The sequence below is a fragment of the Streptosporangium sp. NPDC049046 genome (assembly GCF_040649155.1).
Taxonomy (GTDB): Bacteria; Actinomycetota; Actinomycetes; order Streptosporangiales; family Streptosporangiaceae; genus Streptosporangium.
In genome coordinates this window covers 19,119-36,178 of record NZ_JBEZEZ010000005.1, presented here as the reverse complement: position 1 = coordinate 36,178, position 17,060 = coordinate 19,119, and the positions used below count along the sequence as shown (strand labels likewise).

The following is a 17,060-nucleotide window of genomic DNA, read 5'->3' as shown; positions in this document are numbered from 1 at the left end:
ATGCCGACGTCAGGAAGACGTCCGCGATGGGCTGACTCCCGAGATATAACCAACTAAACATGTAGAGATTAAGGGGTTTGGTGTTATTGTCGTCGCATGTCGGCAGTTCCCCTGCATCTCGCCGTCGCATTCGACGGCGCCGGATGGCACCCCGCGGCCTGGCGTGACCCCGCCGCCTCCCCGAAAGCCCTGTTCACCGCCGCCTACTGGGCCGCCCTGGTGGCCGAGGCCGAGCACGGCCTCCTCGACTTCGTCACCATCGAGGACTCCTTCGCCCTGCAGACCACGCTCCTGGACGGGCACGACGGCCGCACCGACCAGGTGCGCGGGCGTCTCGACGCCGCCCTCGTCGCCTCCAGGATCGCCCCGCTGACGAGCAGGATCGGGCTGGTGCCCACGGTCACCACCACGCACACCGAGCCCTTCCATGTCGCGAGCTCCATCGCCACCCTCGACTACGTCAGCTCCGGGCGGGCCGGATGGCGCGCACAGATCTCCGGGCGCCACACCGAGGCCGCCCACTTCGGCCGCCGGGAGGTTCCCGTGCTGACGAAGGAGAGCCTCGGCGACATCGACAGGGCACCCCTGGTGCGGGAACTGTTCGGTGACGCCGCCGAAGCCGTCGAGGCGGTGCGGCGTCTGTGGGACAGCTGGGAGGACGACGCGGTCATCCGCGACGTGGCCACCGGCCGATTCGTCGACCGCGACAGACTCCACTACGTCGACTTCGAGGGCGAGCACTTCACCGTGAAGGGGCCCTCCATCGTGCCGCGACCGCCCCAGGGGCAGCCGCTCGTCACCGCACTGGCACACTCCCGGCTGCCGTACGAGTTCGCCGCGCGCGGCGCCGACATCGTCCACGTCACGCCGCACGACACCGAGCAGGCGCGGGCCATCGTGGCGGAGGTGCGCGAGGTCGCGGAAGAGGTGCGCGACCCGGACACCGAGAGACTGAAGATCTTCGCGGACCTCGTCGTGTTCCTGGGAGAGGACGGGAGCGACGCCCGCGAGCGCGGTGCCCGGCTCGACGAGCTAGACGGTGCCGCCTACACCTCCGACGCCGCGATCTTCACCGGCACGCCCGGCGAGCTCGCCGACCTCCTGCTGGAATGGCGCGCGGCCGGCCTGGAGGGTTTCAGGCTGCGGCCCGCCGTGCTGCCGACCGACCTGAACGCGATCACGCGCGGCCTGGTGCCCGAGCTCCAGGGACGCGGCGCCTTCCGCCGCGCGTACGAGGCCGACACCCTCCGCGGTCATCTCCACCTGCCCCGACCCGCCGGCCGCTACGCAGGGAGCCGACGATGAAGCAGGTCATCCTCGCCGCCCACTTCCCGGGCGTGAACAACCACACGGTCTGGAGCGATCCCGCCTCGGGCAGCCAGATCGACTTCGCCTCCTTCGCCCACCTGGCGCGGACCGCCGAGCGCGGGAAGTTCGACTTCTTCTTCCTCGCCGACGGGCAGCGGCTCCGCGAACAGCGCGGGAAGATCCACGACCTCGACGTGGTCGGCCGCCCCGACTCGCTCACCGTGCTCTCCGGTCTGGCCGCGGTCACCGACCACCTCGGCCTGGCCGGGACGATCAACGCCACCTTCAACGAGCCGTACGAGCTCGCCCGCAAGCTCGCCACCCTCGACCACCTGTCCGGAGGCCGGGCCGGGTGGAACGTCGTCACCTCCTCCGACGCCTTCACCGGGGAGAACTTCCGCCGGGGGGGTTTCCTGGAGTACGCGCGGCGCTACGAGCGAGCCGAGGAGTTCGTGCGGACCGTCAACGAACTCTGGGACTCCTGGGCGGCCGACGACCTCGTCGCCGACCCGGTGGCCGGCACGTTCGCCAGGCCGGACGCGGGGGAGTTCGCCCACCGGGGCACCCACTTCGACATCGGCGGCCACTTCACCGTGCCGCGCAGCCCGCAGGGCCGTCCGCTGACCATCCAGGCGGGCGACTCCGAGGGCGGCAGGGCCTTCGCGGCGGCCACCGCCGACGCGATCTTCTCCCGGCACAGCCGGCTCCAGGAGGGGCAGGCGTTCTACCGGGACATCAAGTCAAGGCTGGCCGCGCACGGCCGGTCGCCCGACTCCCTGAAGATCCTTCCCGGTGCCACGTTCGCGCTCGGCGACACCGACGCCGAGGCACAGGAGAACGCCGACCACATCCGCCGCCAGCAGGTCAGCCCGCAGACCGCGATCCTGCTGCTGGAGCAACTGTGGAACCGTGACCTGTCGGCCTACGACCCCGAGGGGCCGCTGCCCGAGATCAACCCTGACGTCTCCGAGGACTCGATCATCAAGGGCCGGACCCGGTTGTCCCGCGATCCGCTCAAGACGGCGGCGGAGTGGCGGGCCCTGGCCGAGTCCAAGAAGCTCGGTATCCGCGACCTGATCATCGAGGTGACCGGCAGGCAGTCCTTCATCGGCTCGCCCTCGCGCGTCGCCGAGGAGATCAACAAGTTCGTGCAGAACGACGCCTCCGACGGGTTCATCCTGGTGCCGCACCTCACCCCCGGCGGCCTGGACGCCTTCGTCGACACGGTCGTCCCCCTGCTGCAGGAGCGCGGGGTCTTCCGCGCCGAGTACGAGACCACCACGCTGCGCGGTCACCTGGGCCTGGAGAACGAACGATGAAATTTCTGGCGATCACCCTGATTGTCCATGGCCCCGACCCCATCACCGGTGAGCTCAAGTCGACCAACGCGCGCCTGCGCGAGGTCGTCGAGAACGCTGTGCTGGCCGAGGAGCTCGGCTTCGACGGTTTCGGCGTCGGGGAGCGGCACGAGCGCCCGTTCATCTCCTCGTCCCCGCCGGTCGTGCTCAGCCACATCGCGGCCAGGACGTCGACGATCAGGCTGTTCACCGCGGTCACCACGCTGAGCCTGCTGGACCCCGTACGGGCCTACGAGGACTACGCCACCCTCGACCACCTCTCCGACGGCCGCCTGGAACTCATCATCGGCAAGGGCAACGGCGCCGCGCAGGCCCAGCTGTTCCACGTGACCGGCGAAGACCAGTGGGAGCGCAACCGGGAGGGCTACGAGCTGTTCCGCCGCCTGTGGCGGGAGGACAAGGTCACCTGGTCGGGGAGGTTCCGGCCGTCCCTGACCGACGCGGAGACCTGGCCGCGCCCGCTGCAGCGCCCCGTCCGCGTCTGGCACGGCAGCGCCACCAGCAAGGAGTCGGTGGAGCTCGCCGCCCTGTACGGCGACCCGCTCTTCTCCGCCAACGTCAGCAACCCGGTCGAGCCGTACGCCGAGTTGGTCCGCCACTACCGGGAACGCTGGGAGTTCCACGGTCACGACCCCGCCGACGCCCTGGTGGGCGCGGGCACCGCGGGCTACTACGCGACCAGGAGGTCCCAGGACGCGATCGACACCTACCGGCCGATCTTCAACGCGAGGCTGGAGCTGTTCAGGAAGGTCGGGGTGGACCCGGTCTTCCACACCCTGGAGGACGCGATCGAGCGCAGCTCGATCCTGGTCGGCAGCCCGCAGCAGATCATCGACAAGGTCCACCGCTACCACGAGCGGCTCGGGCACGAGGTCATGCACCTGCACGCCGACGCGGACGGCCTCACCGACAAGCAGCATCGGACGGCCCTGGAACTCTTCCAGAGCGACATCGCCCCCGTGCTGCGCGCGGAGATCCCCAGCAGGCCGTTCCCCGGCCAGGTGGGCTCCGAGCCGGGGAGTCCGGGGCCCGGGAGTCCGGGCACGGAAAGCCCACGACACGAGAGCCCGGCCTCCGGGAACTCACAGCGTGAGGAGGTGCGGTCATGACCGCCCTGTCGATCCTCGACCTCGCTCCCATCCCCTCCGGTGGCACCGCCGGCGAGGCGCTGCGCAACACCCTGGACCTGGCCCGGCGGGCCGAGGAGTTCGGCTACCTCCGCTACTGGGTGGCCGAGCACCACCTCGCGCCCGGTGTCGCCAGTGCCGCCCCCGCCGTGCTCATCGGCCTGGTGGCCGCCGCGACCAGCACGATCAGGGTCGGCTCGGGAGCCGTCCAGGTCGGTCACCAGACCGCGCTGTCGGTGGTCGAGCAGTTCGGTCTCGTCGACGCGCTCTACCCGGGCCGTATCGACCTCGGCCTGGGCCGGTCGGGTCAGCGCGGGGCCGAACTTCGCGCGAGCGTCGAGTTCTCGGAATCGGAGAAGACCCCGCCTCCGCCGACGCCCGCCAGGGTCGTGGACGGGCTGCTCATCCCCGAGCCCTTCTCCTTCACGGCGCTGGTGAAGTCGCCGCTGTTCTCGCTGTACGGCGCGTTGCTGCAGCAGCCGGGTGCGCGAAGCCCCGACTTCGCCGACCAGGTCGACGAGATCGCGGCTCTGCTGGCCGGGACGTACCGTTCCCCCGAGGGGGTGGCCGCGCACGCCGTGCCGGGCGAGGGCGCGGACCTGAGCCTGTGGATCCTGGGCAGCAGCGGCGGGCAGAGCGCCCAGGTGGCGGGGGAGCGGGGGCTGCCGTTCGCGGCGAACTACCACGTCAGCCCGTCCGGGGTGCTGGACGCCGCGCAGGCGTATCGGGAGGCGTTCAAGCCCTCGAAGGTGCTCGGCGAGCCCTACCTGATCGTCTCGGCCGACGTCGTCGTGGCGGAGGACGACGAGACGGCGAGGGAGCTCGCCTCCCCGTACGGGCTCTGGGTCCGCAGCATCCGCACCGGCGCCGGGGCGATCCCGTTCCCGACTCCGGCCGAGGCCGCCGCCCACGAGTGGACGCGGGAGGACCTCGCACTGGTCGCCGACCGGCTCGCCACCCAGTTCGTCGGCTCCCCGCGGACCGTCGTGGAGAAGCTGCGCGTGCTGCGCGACGTCACCGGCGCCGACGAGTTGCTCGTCACCACCATGACCCACGACCACGCCGACCGGGTCCGCTCTTATGAGTTGCTCGCCGCGGAATGGGAGGGAGGCGTCGTCACAGGCTGAGCTCGCGTCGTCCACACCCTCCCCGGCACTCGGCGGTCACCGCCGGGTGCCGGAGCTTTTCCGGTCCGTACTCCAGGAAGGATGACCGGCTGAGCGGCTCTGGGAATCGCGTCCGGCCCGCCGGGACGGCGGGCCGGACGCGATCTCAGGCGCGCTTGGCGATGGCGGTGATGAAGGGCTGGACGAGCCGCGCGGCGAGTGGGCCGAACGCGGCGAGGATGAGAACGTACGTGGCGGCGAGCGGTCCCAGGTCGGGATGGACCCCGGCGGCCACCGCGAGTCCGGCGATCACGATGTTGAACTCACCCCGGGGGATGAGCGCGATACCGGCCCGCGCCTGCCCGGCGTTGGCGATGCCCGCCCGGCGGGCGGCGTAGGCGCCGGTGAGCAGTTTCGTGATCATGCTGATCAGGGCGAGCAACGCGGCGAGCCCGGCGACCGGCAGGATCTTGGTCGGGTCGGTCTGCAGGCCGAAGAAGACGAAGAACACCGCGGCGAACAGGTCGCGGAGCGGGGTGAGCAGCGCCTGCGCGTCCTCGGCCAGCTCACCCGAGAGCGCGATCCCGACGAGGAAGGCGCCGACCGCGGCCGAGACCTGCAGCTGCTGCGCCACTCCGGCGACCAGCAGCGCGAGGCCGACGACCTTCAGCAGCAGCACCTCGGAGTTGGGGCTGGAGACGAAGGCCTCGATGAACCTGCCGTAGCGGAGCGCGACCAGCAGCACGACGCTCACCGTGGCGAGCGCGATCGCCACGGTGATAGCGCCACCGGCGAAGCTCACCCCGGCCAGCACCGCGGTGAGGATCGGCAGATAGATGGCCATCGTCAGGTCTTCGAAGACCAGCAGCGACAGCACCACCGGTGTCTCGCGGTTACCGATCCACCCCAGGTCGGACAGCACCTTCGCGGTGATGCCCGAGGAGGTCGCGTACGTGACGCCGGCCATGGCGATGGCGGCCACCGGACCCCAGCCGAGCAGCAGCGCGGCGATCGCGCCCGGAGCCGCGTTGAGCACCAGGTCGACGACGCCCGCCCGCGCGTTGCCCTTCAGGCTCGTCACGAGCTCGTCGGCGTTGTACTCCAGGCCGAGGGTGAGCAACAGCAGGATCACGCCGAGCTCGGCACCGACCGCGATGAACTCCTCGCTGGTGGCGAGGGGCAGGATGCCGCCGGTGCCGAAGGCGAGGCCCGCGATGAGATAGAGGGGGATGGGGGATATGCCTGCTTTTAGGGCTAGTGCTCCGAGGATGCCGAGCCCGAGAAGGACAGCGCCGAGCTCAAGGAAAAGGATCGCTGTGTGCACCCGGCGTCCTACCCGCCGGAAAGGATATCGGAGACGGCGGAGGTGCTCTCCGGGCTGCCCACCACGACCACCACGTCGCCCCGGGACAGCATGAAGTCGGGGGCGGGGCTGGCGAAGACCTGACCTTCGCGCACCACGGCCACGATGGAGGCGCCGGTGCGGGTGCGCACGCGCGCGTCACCCATCGGCCGGCCCGCGTACGGGGAGGCGGGCGGGATCGGCAGCTGCATGCTGACCAGACCCTCGACCTCGCGGTGCAGATCGTTGAGGCGCTGCACGATGCGCGGGGCGCCGAGCAACTCGGCGAGCGCGTCGGCCTCCTCGTCGTTCAGCTTGATGGTCTCGCACGCGCGATCAGGATCGTCGGGGTCGTATATCACCAGGTCACGGCGGCCGGTGCGGTGAGTGACGATCCCGATGCGCCTGCCTGAGCGCGTGGTGAACTCGTGTCGCAGTCCTATCCCAGGCAGTGCCGTCTGCTCGACCTCCACCGTGCCAGCTCCTCCGCGTGCGCATGCGTTCTTCCTTTACGGAAAACCTACCAATTCGGGGGCCCTCGACGTACCGGCGGCCTCGGGGTCGGCGACGCACCGGCGGCAATAACATGTATTACCGATTGACTTTGTGGGTTATTTGCCGGACGATGGGCGGGAACCCAGCCCCCAGCCGTGAGTGAGGTCTTCCGTGTCCGCTCCCGCCGTCGACGCGGGGATACGACAACGGGCCGTGCGAACACGGTCACGCGTCCCCCTTCTCTCCGCCACCGCCTGGCAGCGTCTCGCCAGTCCTCTGGTCATCGTCGTCGTCTGGCAGGTCGCCAGTACCGCCGGACTCCTCGAGGAACGGCTCCTCGCCTCACCCGCCAAGATCCTCACCACCGCCGCCGGGCTCGTCCAGGAAGGGGTCCTGCCCGAGGCGATCGCCGTCTCGCTCCAGCGGGCCGCGATCGGCTTCACCCTCGGCGCGGTCGCCGGAGTCGGCCTCGCCCTGGTCGCCGGGCTCAGCCGCGTCGGTGAGAACGCCGTCGACCCGCCGCTGCAGATGCTGCGAGCGCTTCCGCTGTTCGGCCTGATCCCGCTCTTCATCCTGTGGTTCGGCATCGGGGAGACCCCCAAGGTGGCCCTGGTCGCCCTCGGTGTGCTCTTCCCGCTCTACCTCAACACCTTCTCCGGGATCCGCGGCGTCGACGGCAAACTCGCCGAGGTGGCCCGGGTGCTGCGGCTGAGCCGTACCGAGACGATCGCCCACATCGTCCTGCCGGGCGCGCTCGCCCAGACGCTAGTCGGTCTGCGGCAGAGCCTGGGCGTGGCCTGGCTGGCGCTGATCGTGGCCGAGCAGATCAACGCGGACGCCGGACTGGGATACATGATCAACAACGCCCGGGAGTTCCTGCGCACCGACGTGGTCGTCGTCGGTCTGATCGTCTACGCGGTCCTCGGCCTGCTGACGGACGCGCTGGTGCGCCTGCTGGAGAGGAGGGCCCTGTCATGGCGGCAGAATTTCCTGTCACGCTGACCTTGTTCCGTACGGAGACGCCTTCGCGCACTGATCCTCGGCCGCCGGCGAGGACGCCTTTGCGGACCGAGCCGCAGACCTTCGTGAAAGCGTCGTCCCGCACCGAGAGCCGGCCCGCCACGGCGGCTCCGGTGGCGGCTGTCAGGGGTCTCACCAGGGACTTCGGGCGGCGAAGGGTCCTCGACGGGGTCGACCTGGAGATCGGCCGGGGCGAGTTCGTCGCCCTGCTCGGCCGCAGCGGTTCCGGCAAGTCGACTCTCCTGCGGGTGCTCGCGGGGCTCGACCCCGGTGCCGAGGGCGAGGTCGAGGTCGGAGGCACCGTCGCCGTGGCCTTCCAGGAACCCCGGCTCGTGCCGTGGAAGCGGGTCCTGGCCAACGTCGCCCTCGGTCTTCGCGCCCCCGACCCGGACGCCGCCGCGCGGGCCGCGCTGGAGGAGGTCGGTCTCGGCCGGCTGAGCGACGCCTGGCCGCTCACCCTGTCGGGCGGGGAGGCCCAGCGGGCCTCCCTGGCCAGGGCACTGGTCCGCGAGCCCGGTCTGCTCCTGCTCGACGAGCCGTTCAGCGCCCTGGACGCGCTGACCCGCATCACCATCCACCGCCTCGTACTCGACCTGTGGGAGAGGCACCGCCCCGGCATCCTGCTCGTCACCCACGACGTGGACGAGGCCATGCTGCTGGCCGACCGCGTCCTGGTGCTGGACGGGGGCGTCATCGCCCACGAGTCCCGGATCGAACTGCCCCGGCCCCGCCACCGCGACCACCCCGACCTCATCGCACTGCGCTCCACCCTGCTCGACCGGCTGGGCGTCACCCCGGAAGGAACCGCATGAAACGTCGTGTCACCGCCCTGATCGCCGCGGCGCTGCTCCTCACCGTCACCGCGGCCTGCGGGGCGGGGGAGGAACAGAGCGTCCGGGCCGACGGCTCGATCGACCTGTCCCAGGTGACGCTGCGCGTCGGCGACCAGAAGGGCACGGGTCTGCAGGCGCTGCTGACCGCGGCCGGCCAGCTCGACGACGTCAAGTACAAGGTGACCTGGTCCCAGTTCACCTCGGGGCCGCCGATCCTGGAGGCCATCAACGCCGGTTCCCTGGACTTCGGCGCGGTGGGCAACGCCCCGCCGGTCTTCGCCGCCGCCGCGGGGGCGAAGATCTCCGTCGTCGCGGTCGCCGAGAAGGGGCTCGGCGGCCAGGCCGTCGTCGTCCCCGCGGACTCGCCCATCAAGACCCCGGCCGACCTGCGCGGTAAGCGCGTCGCCGTGGCCAAGGGCAGTTCCGCGAACTTCCACCTGCTCGCCGTGCTGAAGAAGGAAGGGCTGAGCTTCGGCGACATCCAGCCCCAGTATCTCCAGCCACCGGACGCCCTGGCCGCGCTCTCCTCCGGCAAGATCGACGCCTGGGCCATCTGGGATCCCTACACCGCCCAGGCCGAGGCGCAGACGAAGGCGCGCATCCTGGTCGACGGCGAGGGCTACGCCAACGGCTTCGAGTTCCAGATCACGGGCAAGGACGTCCTCGCCGACCCGGCCCGCACGGCGGCGCTGGGAGACTGGGTGGCGCGAATCCGCAAGGCGCACCAGTGGGCCAACGAACACCAGGACGAGTGGAGCAAGGTCTTCTCCGAGCTCACCGGCCTGGACCAGGGGATCGTCGGCACGGCGATCAAGCGCAGTTCGTACCGGGACCTCAAACTCGCCGGGGACGTCGTCGAACGCGAGCAGCTCGTGGCCGACGCCTTCAGCGAGGAGAAGCTCATCCCGGTGTCCATCACGTTCGCCGACGTCGTCGACACCCGCTTCGACGCCACCCTGGAGAACCCCTCGTGACATCCCATCCGAGGCCCGGAGGCACTCGATGAAGTTCCACTGGTTCCTGCCCACCGCCGGTGACAGCCGGGTCCTCACCGGGGGCGGCCACGGCCTCGCCAGGGGGCACGGACGCTCCGAGGCGGTGGCGTTCCGCGCGCCGGACATCGAATACCTGGCGCAGGTCGCCCGCTCCGCCGAGCAACTCGGCTTCGAGGCCGTCCTCACCCCGACCGGCACCTGGTGCGAGGACGCCTGGCTGGTCACCGCCGCGCTGACCCGCGAAACCGAGCGGCTGAAATTTCTCGTCGCGTTCCGGCCGGGCTTCATGTCCCCGACGCTGGCCGCGCAGATGGCCGCCACCTACCAGCGGCTCTCGCGCGGCAGGCTCCTGCTCAACGTGGTGACCGGCGGGGAGACCGTCGAGCAGGCCAGGTTCGGCGACCACCTGTCCAAGGACGAACGCTACGAGCGCACCGACGAGTTCCTCTCGATCGTGCGCGGCGCGTGGAGCGGCACCCCGTACGACTTCGACGGCACGCACTACCGCGTCGAGGGTGCGATGGTCTCCGAGACGCCCGACCCCGTCCCGGAGATCTACTTCGGCGGCTCCTCGACGGCGGCGGGACCGGTCGCGGCCAGGCACGTGGACGTCTACCTCACCTGGGGCGAGCCACCGGAACAGGTCGCGAGGAAGATCGAGTGGATCCGCGGGCTGGCCGAGGAGCAGGGCCGCGAGCTCCGTTTCGGGATCCGGCTGCACGTGATCACCCGCGACACCGAGCGCGACGCCTGGGCTGAGGCGGAACGACTGCTGGCCGCCATCGACCCGGCAGACATCGTCTCGGCCAGGAAGCTGCTGGGCCGTAGCGAGTCGGTTGGCCAGAAGCGCATGCTGGAACTGCACGAGGGCTTCACCGGTGGCAGTGCCCGCGACCTGGAGATCCATCCGAACCTCTGGGCCGGGGTCGGTCTCGTCAGGGGCGGCGCCGGGACCGCGCTGGTGGGCAGCCACTCCCAGGTCGCCGAGCGGATCGAGGAGTACGCCTCGCTCGGCATCGAGGAGTTCGTCCTGTCCGGCTACCCCCATCTGGAGGAGTCGTACTGGTTCGGTGAGAACGTGCTTTCCCGGTTCGCCGCCGCATCCGCGCCGAGGTGAGCGCGAGGGCGGTCGAGGCCGGGTTCGCCGACCGGGTTCGCCGACCGGGGCCGCTCCGCCGGAACGCGACCGGCTGGAGGTGGCCGGTCTGAAACCGGCCCGGGCCGGACCCCGGCTGAAACCCGCTCGGCTGGACCCCGGCCCGGCCGGACCTCGGGAGGTGACCGGCAGGGCCCCGTTCGGTGAGGACCCGTTCGAGCGGGTCAGGTGCGGTCCGGCGGGTCGCCAGGTCGCTGTGTGGAGCGGTGGCGCCTGCGGTAGGCGCGTTGCTGGCAGGCCCGCGAGCAGTAGGCGCGCGGGCGGCCCGCCTCGGCCCGGTCCAGGGTCGTTCCGCACATCACGCACAGGGCTCTTTCGTCACGCATTGCATCACGCTCACGAATCAGGGCCTCGACGCCGTCCAGCACGCGCCGCAGGCCGAACTCGAAGGAGTCCTCCGGCTCGTCGTAACCGCCCGCCTCCCAGATGTGGGTCAGCGTGGGATAGCGGTGGAGGTTCTCGTACAGGGACTGCCTGGCTCCCCACCACTCCTCCTCGGAGACCCCGGTGTGCCGCTCGACCCTGGCGATCTCCGCGGCCCTCGCCGCCTCGCTGTCCACGAACCGGCCGACGAGGCCCACCACGGCGACCATCTCGGCGGGCTTCAGGCCGCTCTTCGCCACGGTGCTGAGCGCGTACTCGAAGTTGGCGACGGAGTTCGGTCCCGGGATGTGCCGGCTGTCGCGCGCCCCGGCCAGCCAGGGGTGGCGCAGGCGCAGAGCCCAGCCGCGCCGCGCCCATCCCTCGAGCGCCTCGCGCCACCCGTACGTCGCGCTCGCCGAGGTTCCCGCCGTCGCGACGTCCTCGCCCGTCGCCGCCTCCGTCGTCTCCGCTGCTTCCGTCGTGTCCGCCCCGCCTGACGTGCTCCCCGCGTCACCCGTGCCCGGCGCGGCATCCGGCGTGGTGTCGGCCAGCACCGCGTCGCACATCAACTCGACGAGCTGCGCCTTGCCCGGCACATGCCGGTAGAGCGACATGCTGGTGAAGCCGAGCCGTTCGCCGACCCGGCGCATGGACAGCGCCTCGATCCCGTCGGCGTCGGCGATCTCGACGGCCGCGCGCACGATCGCGTCGACGCTCAGCCCCTGTCTCGGCGCGGCGTCCCGCGGCTTTCGCCACAGCAGTTCGACCGTCCGGTCGGGACCCTCCTCGACGGCCACCCCGTTCTCCTTCCGGCTTGACGCTTGGACCCAATATCTGTTTATGCTGTATAACGCTGTTTACATTATAAACGAGGAGTGTTCCTTGAGTGAGCTCTACGTCTCCCCGTCCGGCGACGACGCCTGGCCCGGCACCCAAAGACAACCCCTCGCGAGCCTCGCCCGCGCCCGTGACCTGGCACGCGGCACCGGCGCCGGCACCGTGGTCAACCTGCTGGCGGGCACCCACAGGCTCACCGAAACCTTCCGGCTCACCGAGGCCGACTCGGGCGTGACCTACCGGGCCGCAGGCGAGGCCGTCATCAGCGGGGGCAGGGTGATCACCGGCTGGCAGGAGCGGGACGGCGTGTGGCTGGCCGAGGTCGGCGACCTCGACACCCGGCAGATCCACGTCGACGGACGCAGGGCCGAACGGGCCGCGATCGACGCGATTCCCGGGAACGTCACCAGAACCGACACGGGTTACGTCACCGACAGCACGGCCCCACAGGGCTGGGAAAACCCCGGCGACGTCGAGTTCGTCCTGCGCGGTGTCTACCCGTGGACCGAGGCCCGCCTCGGTGTCGCCGCCGTCGAGGGTGACGAGCACTCGACCGTCATCACCATGGCCCAGCCCGCCTTCGGCTGGGCGATCGACCTCTACAACTCGGTCGTCCCGTGGGCGGGCATCGAATTCCACGGCCCCGGCCTGCCGACCCGGGTGGAGAACGGCGTGGGCTTCCTGACCGAGCCAGGCACCTTCGCCCTCGACAGGTCCCGCCCCGGCCGCCACGTCCTGCGCTACCGGCCGCGCCCCGGCGAGGACCCCGGGCGGACGGAGGTCGTCGCGCCCGTGCTGGAGGAGTTGGTCAACGTCACCCGCGCCCGTGACGTCGCCTTCCTGGGCATCACCTTCGCCGACGCCACCTGGATGCGACCGAGCCGCCCCGAGGGGTTCCTGCACTACCACGGCACCGGCTACTACGACGGCGGACCGATCGAGAAGGTGTCGTTCGGCGAGGGAGCGTGGGTGATGGTCCCCGGGGAGTCGCTGGAGATCCCGGCGAACGTCGTGTTCGAGGGTGCGGGAGGTGTCTCGGTCGAAGGCTGCCGCTTCACCAGGCTGGGCGCCACGGCCCTGCGGTTCTCCGGCGACAGCACCGGCATCCTGGTGCGGGGCAACGTGTTCGAGGGCATCTGCGGCGGCGGGATCTCGATCAGCGGGAGCCGTGACGTCACGGTCGAGAACAACTGGATCCACGACGTCGGCCTGGAGTACTCCGGCTCGCCCGGCATCGCGGTGACCGCGAGCGAGGACTCCACGATCGCGCACAACCAGGTGAACGACGTCCCGCACTGCGGCATCGTGGCCGGCGTCGGCAAGAGCACCCGGATCCTGCGCAACCTCACCTTCAACACGCTGAAGGTGCTGGCCGACGGCGGCGGCATTTACCTGTCGGGCCCGCAGGGCGACTCCCACGACAACGGCGCGGTGATCCGAGGCAACATCGTGCGCGACACGCTCACGCCTTACAACTTCGCGCTCTACACCGACTACGGCGCCGCCTGGGTCACCGTCGAGGACAACGCCGTCCAGCGCGCCGACAACACCGCCACCCTGCAGGCATGGCCACCGCTGGAGAATGTCGTCTTCCGGGGCAACGTCTGGGACGCCGACCCCGTGGGCTGGGACGACCCACCGCAGGGCGTCACACTGGAGGACAACGCGACACTCACCGACGAGAAGGACTTCGAGGTCCGTACGGCGGAGATCGCCGCGCGGGCCGGCCTGGAGCCCGGCTACGCCCACCTGCTGGGCCGGTGACCGCCGGGAGACCGTGAGGGGACAGGCGGCGTGCGAGGCGCGGGGGTCGGCCGGACAGGTTCGGGAGGACCGGCCTCGTTCTCCTGAGGCCGCCGAGGGGTTCCTCAGGGCGAGGCGGTGGACATCTCGGCGACGAGGGAGTGGGCCAGGAGTCGCAGGCCGCGGGCGAACTGGTCGTCCGACGGCAGCGTCGTCAGCTCTTCCGACAGGTCGACCACGGTGGGAAACCGGTCGGCGGGCAGGCCGGCGTAGAAGTGACGGCGCCGGCGGCGTAGCTCCTCGGCGTCCTCCCCGCCCGAGTGCCCCCACACCCGGGGAGCCTGGTAGCTGGAGAAGCCGAGCGCGTAGGTGATGAGCAACCCGTACGCCTGGACGGTGAGCCGGTCGGACAGCCCCGCCGCGCGCAGCAGGGCGAGCACTCCCTCCATCGACCCCGCGAGTGAGGCGTGGCTCGTGTTGACCCGTGTCGACAGCAGGCGCACCACGCACGGATGGGTCCGCATCATGTCGCGGAAGGCCATGCCGCAGGCGACCAGCAGGGCCTCGGGGTCGCCCGGATCGACCTGCGGGAGCCGGATACGGCCGAGGACGTCGTCCGCCATCGCGTCGAGGATTTCGTCCTTGCTGCGGAAATAGCTGTACAACGTCATGGTGCCGACGCCGAGCTCGGTGGCGAGCCGTCGTATGGTCAGCGTGTCGAGGCTTTCGATGTCACCGATGCGGACCGCGGCGTCGACGATCTGCTGACGGGTCAGCGCGCGGCCGGCCTCCCGGCCGCGCGTACCCCCTCGTGCGATCATCGGTGTCCCTCCGTCGTTGCCTCGGTACGCGGCACATTACCGCGCACGACATACCCGATCGAGAATCACCGGGATCACCGTTTGTTGTCCAGGGCCTCCGTCGGCTGGACCTTCGGGGAACTCCGCTCGACCAGGCGGCGCCAGGCGGTGATCGACAGGTCAGGCCGGTAGAGCTTCTCCGGGGGGGCGTCCATCACGTCGACCATCCAGGCGTCCTGGGCGGTGAACTGGCCGTGGAACAGCCAGCGGACCGCGGCCAGATACTTGAGCTTGAACGCCTGCGCCTTCAGGCCGGTCTCGAAGCGCACCATGAGCTGCACGTACCGCACGTGGTCCTCGTCGACGGGCACGTACCACTCGTAGTGGATGAAGTTCGGGTAGGCCACGCGCAGGATGCCGGGCAACCTGATCGAGACGAAGCCCGGCAGGTCCAGTGACGCGATGACCGGGTTGACGTCCTTCGCCTTGCCGGGGGCGTCGGGCAGCGGCATCCGCTTCCACCAGCGCTTGTTGGTCCACAGGCCGAGGCCGGGCATCTCGGCCTCCCAGTGCACCTCCTCCTGCACCCGGACGATCCACTTGTCGCGGTTGACGACCTTGGTCTTGTTCCAGGCGGGCATCACCTTGAACAGTCGCCACAGCGCGGTGTTGTGCAGGTATTTCGCGTGCCCCTCGTCGAAGCCGTTCTCGGCGGCGAAGCGCCAGTTGCCCTTGCGCACCTCGGTGCGGCCACCGAGGACGAAGGAGTTGTCGCGCAGTTCCTCGGGCAGGTCGTCGTCGAGGGGATGCGGCTCGCCGTCGCCGATGTAGACCCAGACGAGGCCGAAGCGCTGCTCGACGGGGTAGGTGCGCACCGAGACGCGCCCGCGGATGGGGGACTCGGGGCCGTCGGTGAGGACCCCGCAGAGCTTGCCGTCGGAGAGGTCGTAGGTCCAGCCGTGGTACGGGCAGCTGATCGTGCCGGGAAACTGCCGGCGGCCGAGCGAGAGCGGAACGCCGCGGTGCGGACAGCGGTCGTGCAGGGCGTGGATTTTGCCGTCCTGCCGGACGAGCACGACCCGCTCGCCCAGGAGCGTGACGGGGACCGGCTTGCGGCCGATCTGTTCCTCCCACAGGACCGGGTACCAGTGGTCGCGGAACCCGAGGGAGGCGCTCTCGTAGATCGGCCAGGACGACCAGTCCTGGCCCGGGGGCTGCCGCTCCGGCCTGGCGCCGGTGGATTCCGCCGGGTTGCTGCGCGTGGTCAATCTGGCCTCCGTGCTCAGGTGTCGGCTGACGATGTCCCCGCCTGACGGTGACGGCTCATGTGGACAATGTCTCGTACATTGTACGAAGCGCTGACCATTGTCAATACCCGCTTCTCCTTGACCTCGTGCTTAGCACCGTACATAGTACGAGCACGCAAGCACGCCGCTGGGGACACGATGGGAGACGGTCGATGGACGAGGGCGGGACCACGATGGACCTGCTGGTGCGGACGATGACCCTGGAGTCCGAGGGGGTGCTCTCGGTGATCCTCGAAGACCCGGGCGGCGGCCCGCTGCCGGGGTGGGAGCAGGGCGCCCACCTGGAGTTGGAGCTCGGCGGCCTGCCGCGGCACTACTCGCTCTGCGGAACGCCGGAAGACTCCCTGAGGTACCGGATCGCGGTGCTGCGCGACCCGGACAGCCGGGGCGGGTCCGCCCACGTGCACGAGAGGCTGCGGCCCGGTGATCTGGTCACGGTACGCGGCCCCCGCAACCGCTTCCCGCTGGTGACCGCCGAGCGGTACCTGTTCGTCGCCGGGGGGATCGGCATCACCCCCCTGCTTCCCATGATCGCCGCCGTCGAGGCCGCCGGTGTTCCGTGGCGGCTCGCCTACGGAGGGCGGCGGCGCGCGTCGATGGCGTTCCAGGCGGAGCTGGCCGCCTACGGGGACGCCGTCACGCTGCTTCCCGAGGACGAGCTGGGCCGGATGGACCTCAAGGCGCTGCTCGGGACGCCGGACGCGGCCACCGCCGTGTACTGCTGCGGCCCCGAAGGGCTGCTGGCGGCGGTCGAGGAGGCGTGCGCGGCCTGGCCGGAGGGCAGCCTGCACGTCGAGCGCTTCGCCGCCGCGCCGCGCGCGGAGACCGACGCCGGTGCGGAGCGGGAGTTCGAGGTGGAGTGCCGGCAGTCGGGTGTCGTGGTGACGGTGCCGCGGGACGAGCCCATCATCGACGCGCTGGAGGCGGCGGGTGTCTGGGTGGCGAGTGCCTGCCGTGAGGGCATCTGCGGCAGCTGCGAGACCAAGGTCGTCGAGGGTGAGCCCGACCATCGCGACTCGCTGCTCACCGCCCAGGAGCGGGCCTCGGGCACCACGATGATGCCCTGCGTCTCGCGCGCGTTCTCCGGCCGTCTCGTGCTCGATCTCTGATCACTTCGTGCCGGGTCTCCGGCGCCCCCGCCAGGTAAACATTGCGTTTCGGACATGACCAAAAAGAAGAATGTCATTGACCGGAGTGCAAAGTAGTGTACATAGTACGCAAACTGCTTGCCTGTGATTCTGTCGGCAGATGCCTGGTCCGGAACCGTACG

At 70.5% G+C, this 17,060-nt stretch carries 15 protein-coding genes; 10 read left to right on the top strand and 5 right to left on the bottom strand.

Going from position 1 to position 17,060, the window contains the following annotated elements:
• Window positions 1-96: 96 nt before the first annotated feature.
• From AB0B96_RS08260 to AB0B96_RS08245, 4 genes are read left to right on the top strand one after another with little or no spacing between them, the layout of a single operon-like run.
• Entirely contained in the window at window positions 97-1,305 is a 1,209-nt protein-coding gene (locus AB0B96_RS08260) for an LLM class flavin-dependent oxidoreductase (protein WP_362897194.1), read from the top strand.
• Window positions 1,302-2,627: an NtaA/DmoA family FMN-dependent monooxygenase gene (locus AB0B96_RS08255; RefSeq protein ID WP_362897193.1), complete on the top strand. Its 1,326-nt coding sequence runs from the start codon at window positions 1,302-1,304 to the stop codon at window positions 2,625-2,627. Before AB0B96_RS08260 ends, AB0B96_RS08255 begins: the two co-directional genes overlap by 4 nt.
• On the top strand, window positions 2,624-3,775 hold the full coding sequence (locus AB0B96_RS08250; RefSeq protein ID WP_362897192.1) for an LLM class flavin-dependent oxidoreductase: 1,152 nt from the start codon (window positions 2,624-2,626) through the stop codon (window positions 3,773-3,775). The genes AB0B96_RS08255 and AB0B96_RS08250 overlap by 4 nt, the downstream gene beginning before the upstream one ends.
• Window positions 3,772-4,920 carry an LLM class flavin-dependent oxidoreductase gene (locus tag AB0B96_RS08245; protein WP_362897191.1) on the top strand — a complete coding sequence of 383 codons (1,149 nt, stop codon included), beginning with the start codon at window positions 3,772-3,774 and terminating at the stop codon, window positions 4,918-4,920. The genes AB0B96_RS08250 and AB0B96_RS08245 overlap by 4 nt, the downstream gene beginning before the upstream one ends.
• A gap of 145 nt (window positions 4,921-5,065) precedes the next feature.
• Here AB0B96_RS08245 and AB0B96_RS08240 read toward each other — a convergent pair whose 3' ends face one another.
• On the bottom strand, window positions 5,066-6,223 hold the full coding sequence (locus AB0B96_RS08240; protein WP_350948385.1) for a cation:proton antiporter: 1,158 nt from the start codon (window positions 6,221-6,223) through the stop codon (window positions 5,066-5,068).
• 8 nt (window positions 6,224-6,231) lie between these two features.
• Window positions 6,232-6,714: a cation:proton antiporter regulatory subunit gene (locus AB0B96_RS08235; RefSeq protein WP_350948386.1), complete on the bottom strand. Its 483-nt coding sequence runs from the start codon at window positions 6,712-6,714 to the stop codon at window positions 6,232-6,234.
• A 235-nt stretch (window positions 6,715-6,949) separates the two neighbouring features.
• Between AB0B96_RS08235 and AB0B96_RS08230 the strand changes: the two genes are divergently transcribed.
• The 4 genes from AB0B96_RS08230 to AB0B96_RS08215 all read left to right on the top strand — a co-directional run bounded on the left by AB0B96_RS08230 (window position 6,950) and on the right by AB0B96_RS08215 (window position 10,701).
• Window positions 6,950-7,738 (top strand): ABC transporter permease subunit, encoded by a 789-nt coding sequence (locus AB0B96_RS08230; RefSeq protein WP_350948387.1) that lies wholly within the window; start codon window positions 6,950-6,952, stop codon window positions 7,736-7,738.
• 131 nt (window positions 7,739-7,869) lie between these two features.
• On the top strand, window positions 7,870-8,568 hold the full coding sequence (locus AB0B96_RS08225) for an ABC transporter ATP-binding protein (protein WP_362897190.1): 699 nt from the start codon (window positions 7,870-7,872) through the stop codon (window positions 8,566-8,568).
• Window positions 8,565-9,563 (top strand): ABC transporter substrate-binding protein, encoded by a 999-nt coding sequence (locus AB0B96_RS08220; RefSeq protein WP_362897189.1) that lies wholly within the window; start codon window positions 8,565-8,567, stop codon window positions 9,561-9,563. The genes AB0B96_RS08225 and AB0B96_RS08220 overlap by 4 nt, the downstream gene beginning before the upstream one ends.
• A 28-nt stretch (window positions 9,564-9,591) precedes the next feature.
• The gene (locus AB0B96_RS08215; RefSeq protein ID WP_362897188.1) at window positions 9,592-10,701 is read left to right on the top strand and encodes an LLM class flavin-dependent oxidoreductase; all 1,110 of its coding nucleotides are present in this window, start codon (window positions 9,592-9,594) and stop codon (window positions 10,699-10,701) included.
• A 203-nt stretch (window positions 10,702-10,904) separates the two neighbouring features.
• Here AB0B96_RS08215 and AB0B96_RS08210 read toward each other — a convergent pair whose 3' ends face one another.
• Window positions 10,905-11,900: a TetR/AcrR family transcriptional regulator gene (locus AB0B96_RS08210; protein WP_362897187.1), complete on the bottom strand. Its 996-nt coding sequence runs from the start codon at window positions 11,898-11,900 to the stop codon at window positions 10,905-10,907.
• An 85-nt stretch (window positions 11,901-11,985) separates the two neighbouring features.
• Between AB0B96_RS08210 and AB0B96_RS08205 the strand changes: the two genes are divergently transcribed.
• On the top strand, window positions 11,986-13,704 hold the full coding sequence (locus tag AB0B96_RS08205; protein ID WP_362897186.1) for a right-handed parallel beta-helix repeat-containing protein: 1,719 nt from the start codon (window positions 11,986-11,988) through the stop codon (window positions 13,702-13,704).
• Between the two features lie 104 nt (window positions 13,705-13,808).
• On the opposite strand, the gene AB0B96_RS08200 is transcribed toward AB0B96_RS08205, so the two are convergent.
• Complete coding sequence (locus AB0B96_RS08200; protein WP_362897185.1) at window positions 13,809-14,504, bottom strand: TetR/AcrR family transcriptional regulator C-terminal domain-containing protein; 696 nt, start codon at window positions 14,502-14,504, stop codon at window positions 13,809-13,811.
• 74 nt (window positions 14,505-14,578) lie between these two features.
• A complete protein-coding gene (locus tag AB0B96_RS08195; RefSeq protein WP_362897184.1) occupies window positions 14,579-15,751 on the bottom strand; it encodes a Rieske 2Fe-2S domain-containing protein in 1,173 nt (390 codons plus the stop codon).
• 191 nt (window positions 15,752-15,942) lie between these two features.
• Between AB0B96_RS08195 and AB0B96_RS08190 the strand changes: the two genes are divergently transcribed.
• Entirely contained in the window at window positions 15,943-16,899 is a 957-nt protein-coding gene (locus AB0B96_RS08190) for a PDR/VanB family oxidoreductase (protein WP_362897183.1), read from the top strand.
• Window positions 16,900-17,060 lie beyond the last annotated feature (161 nt).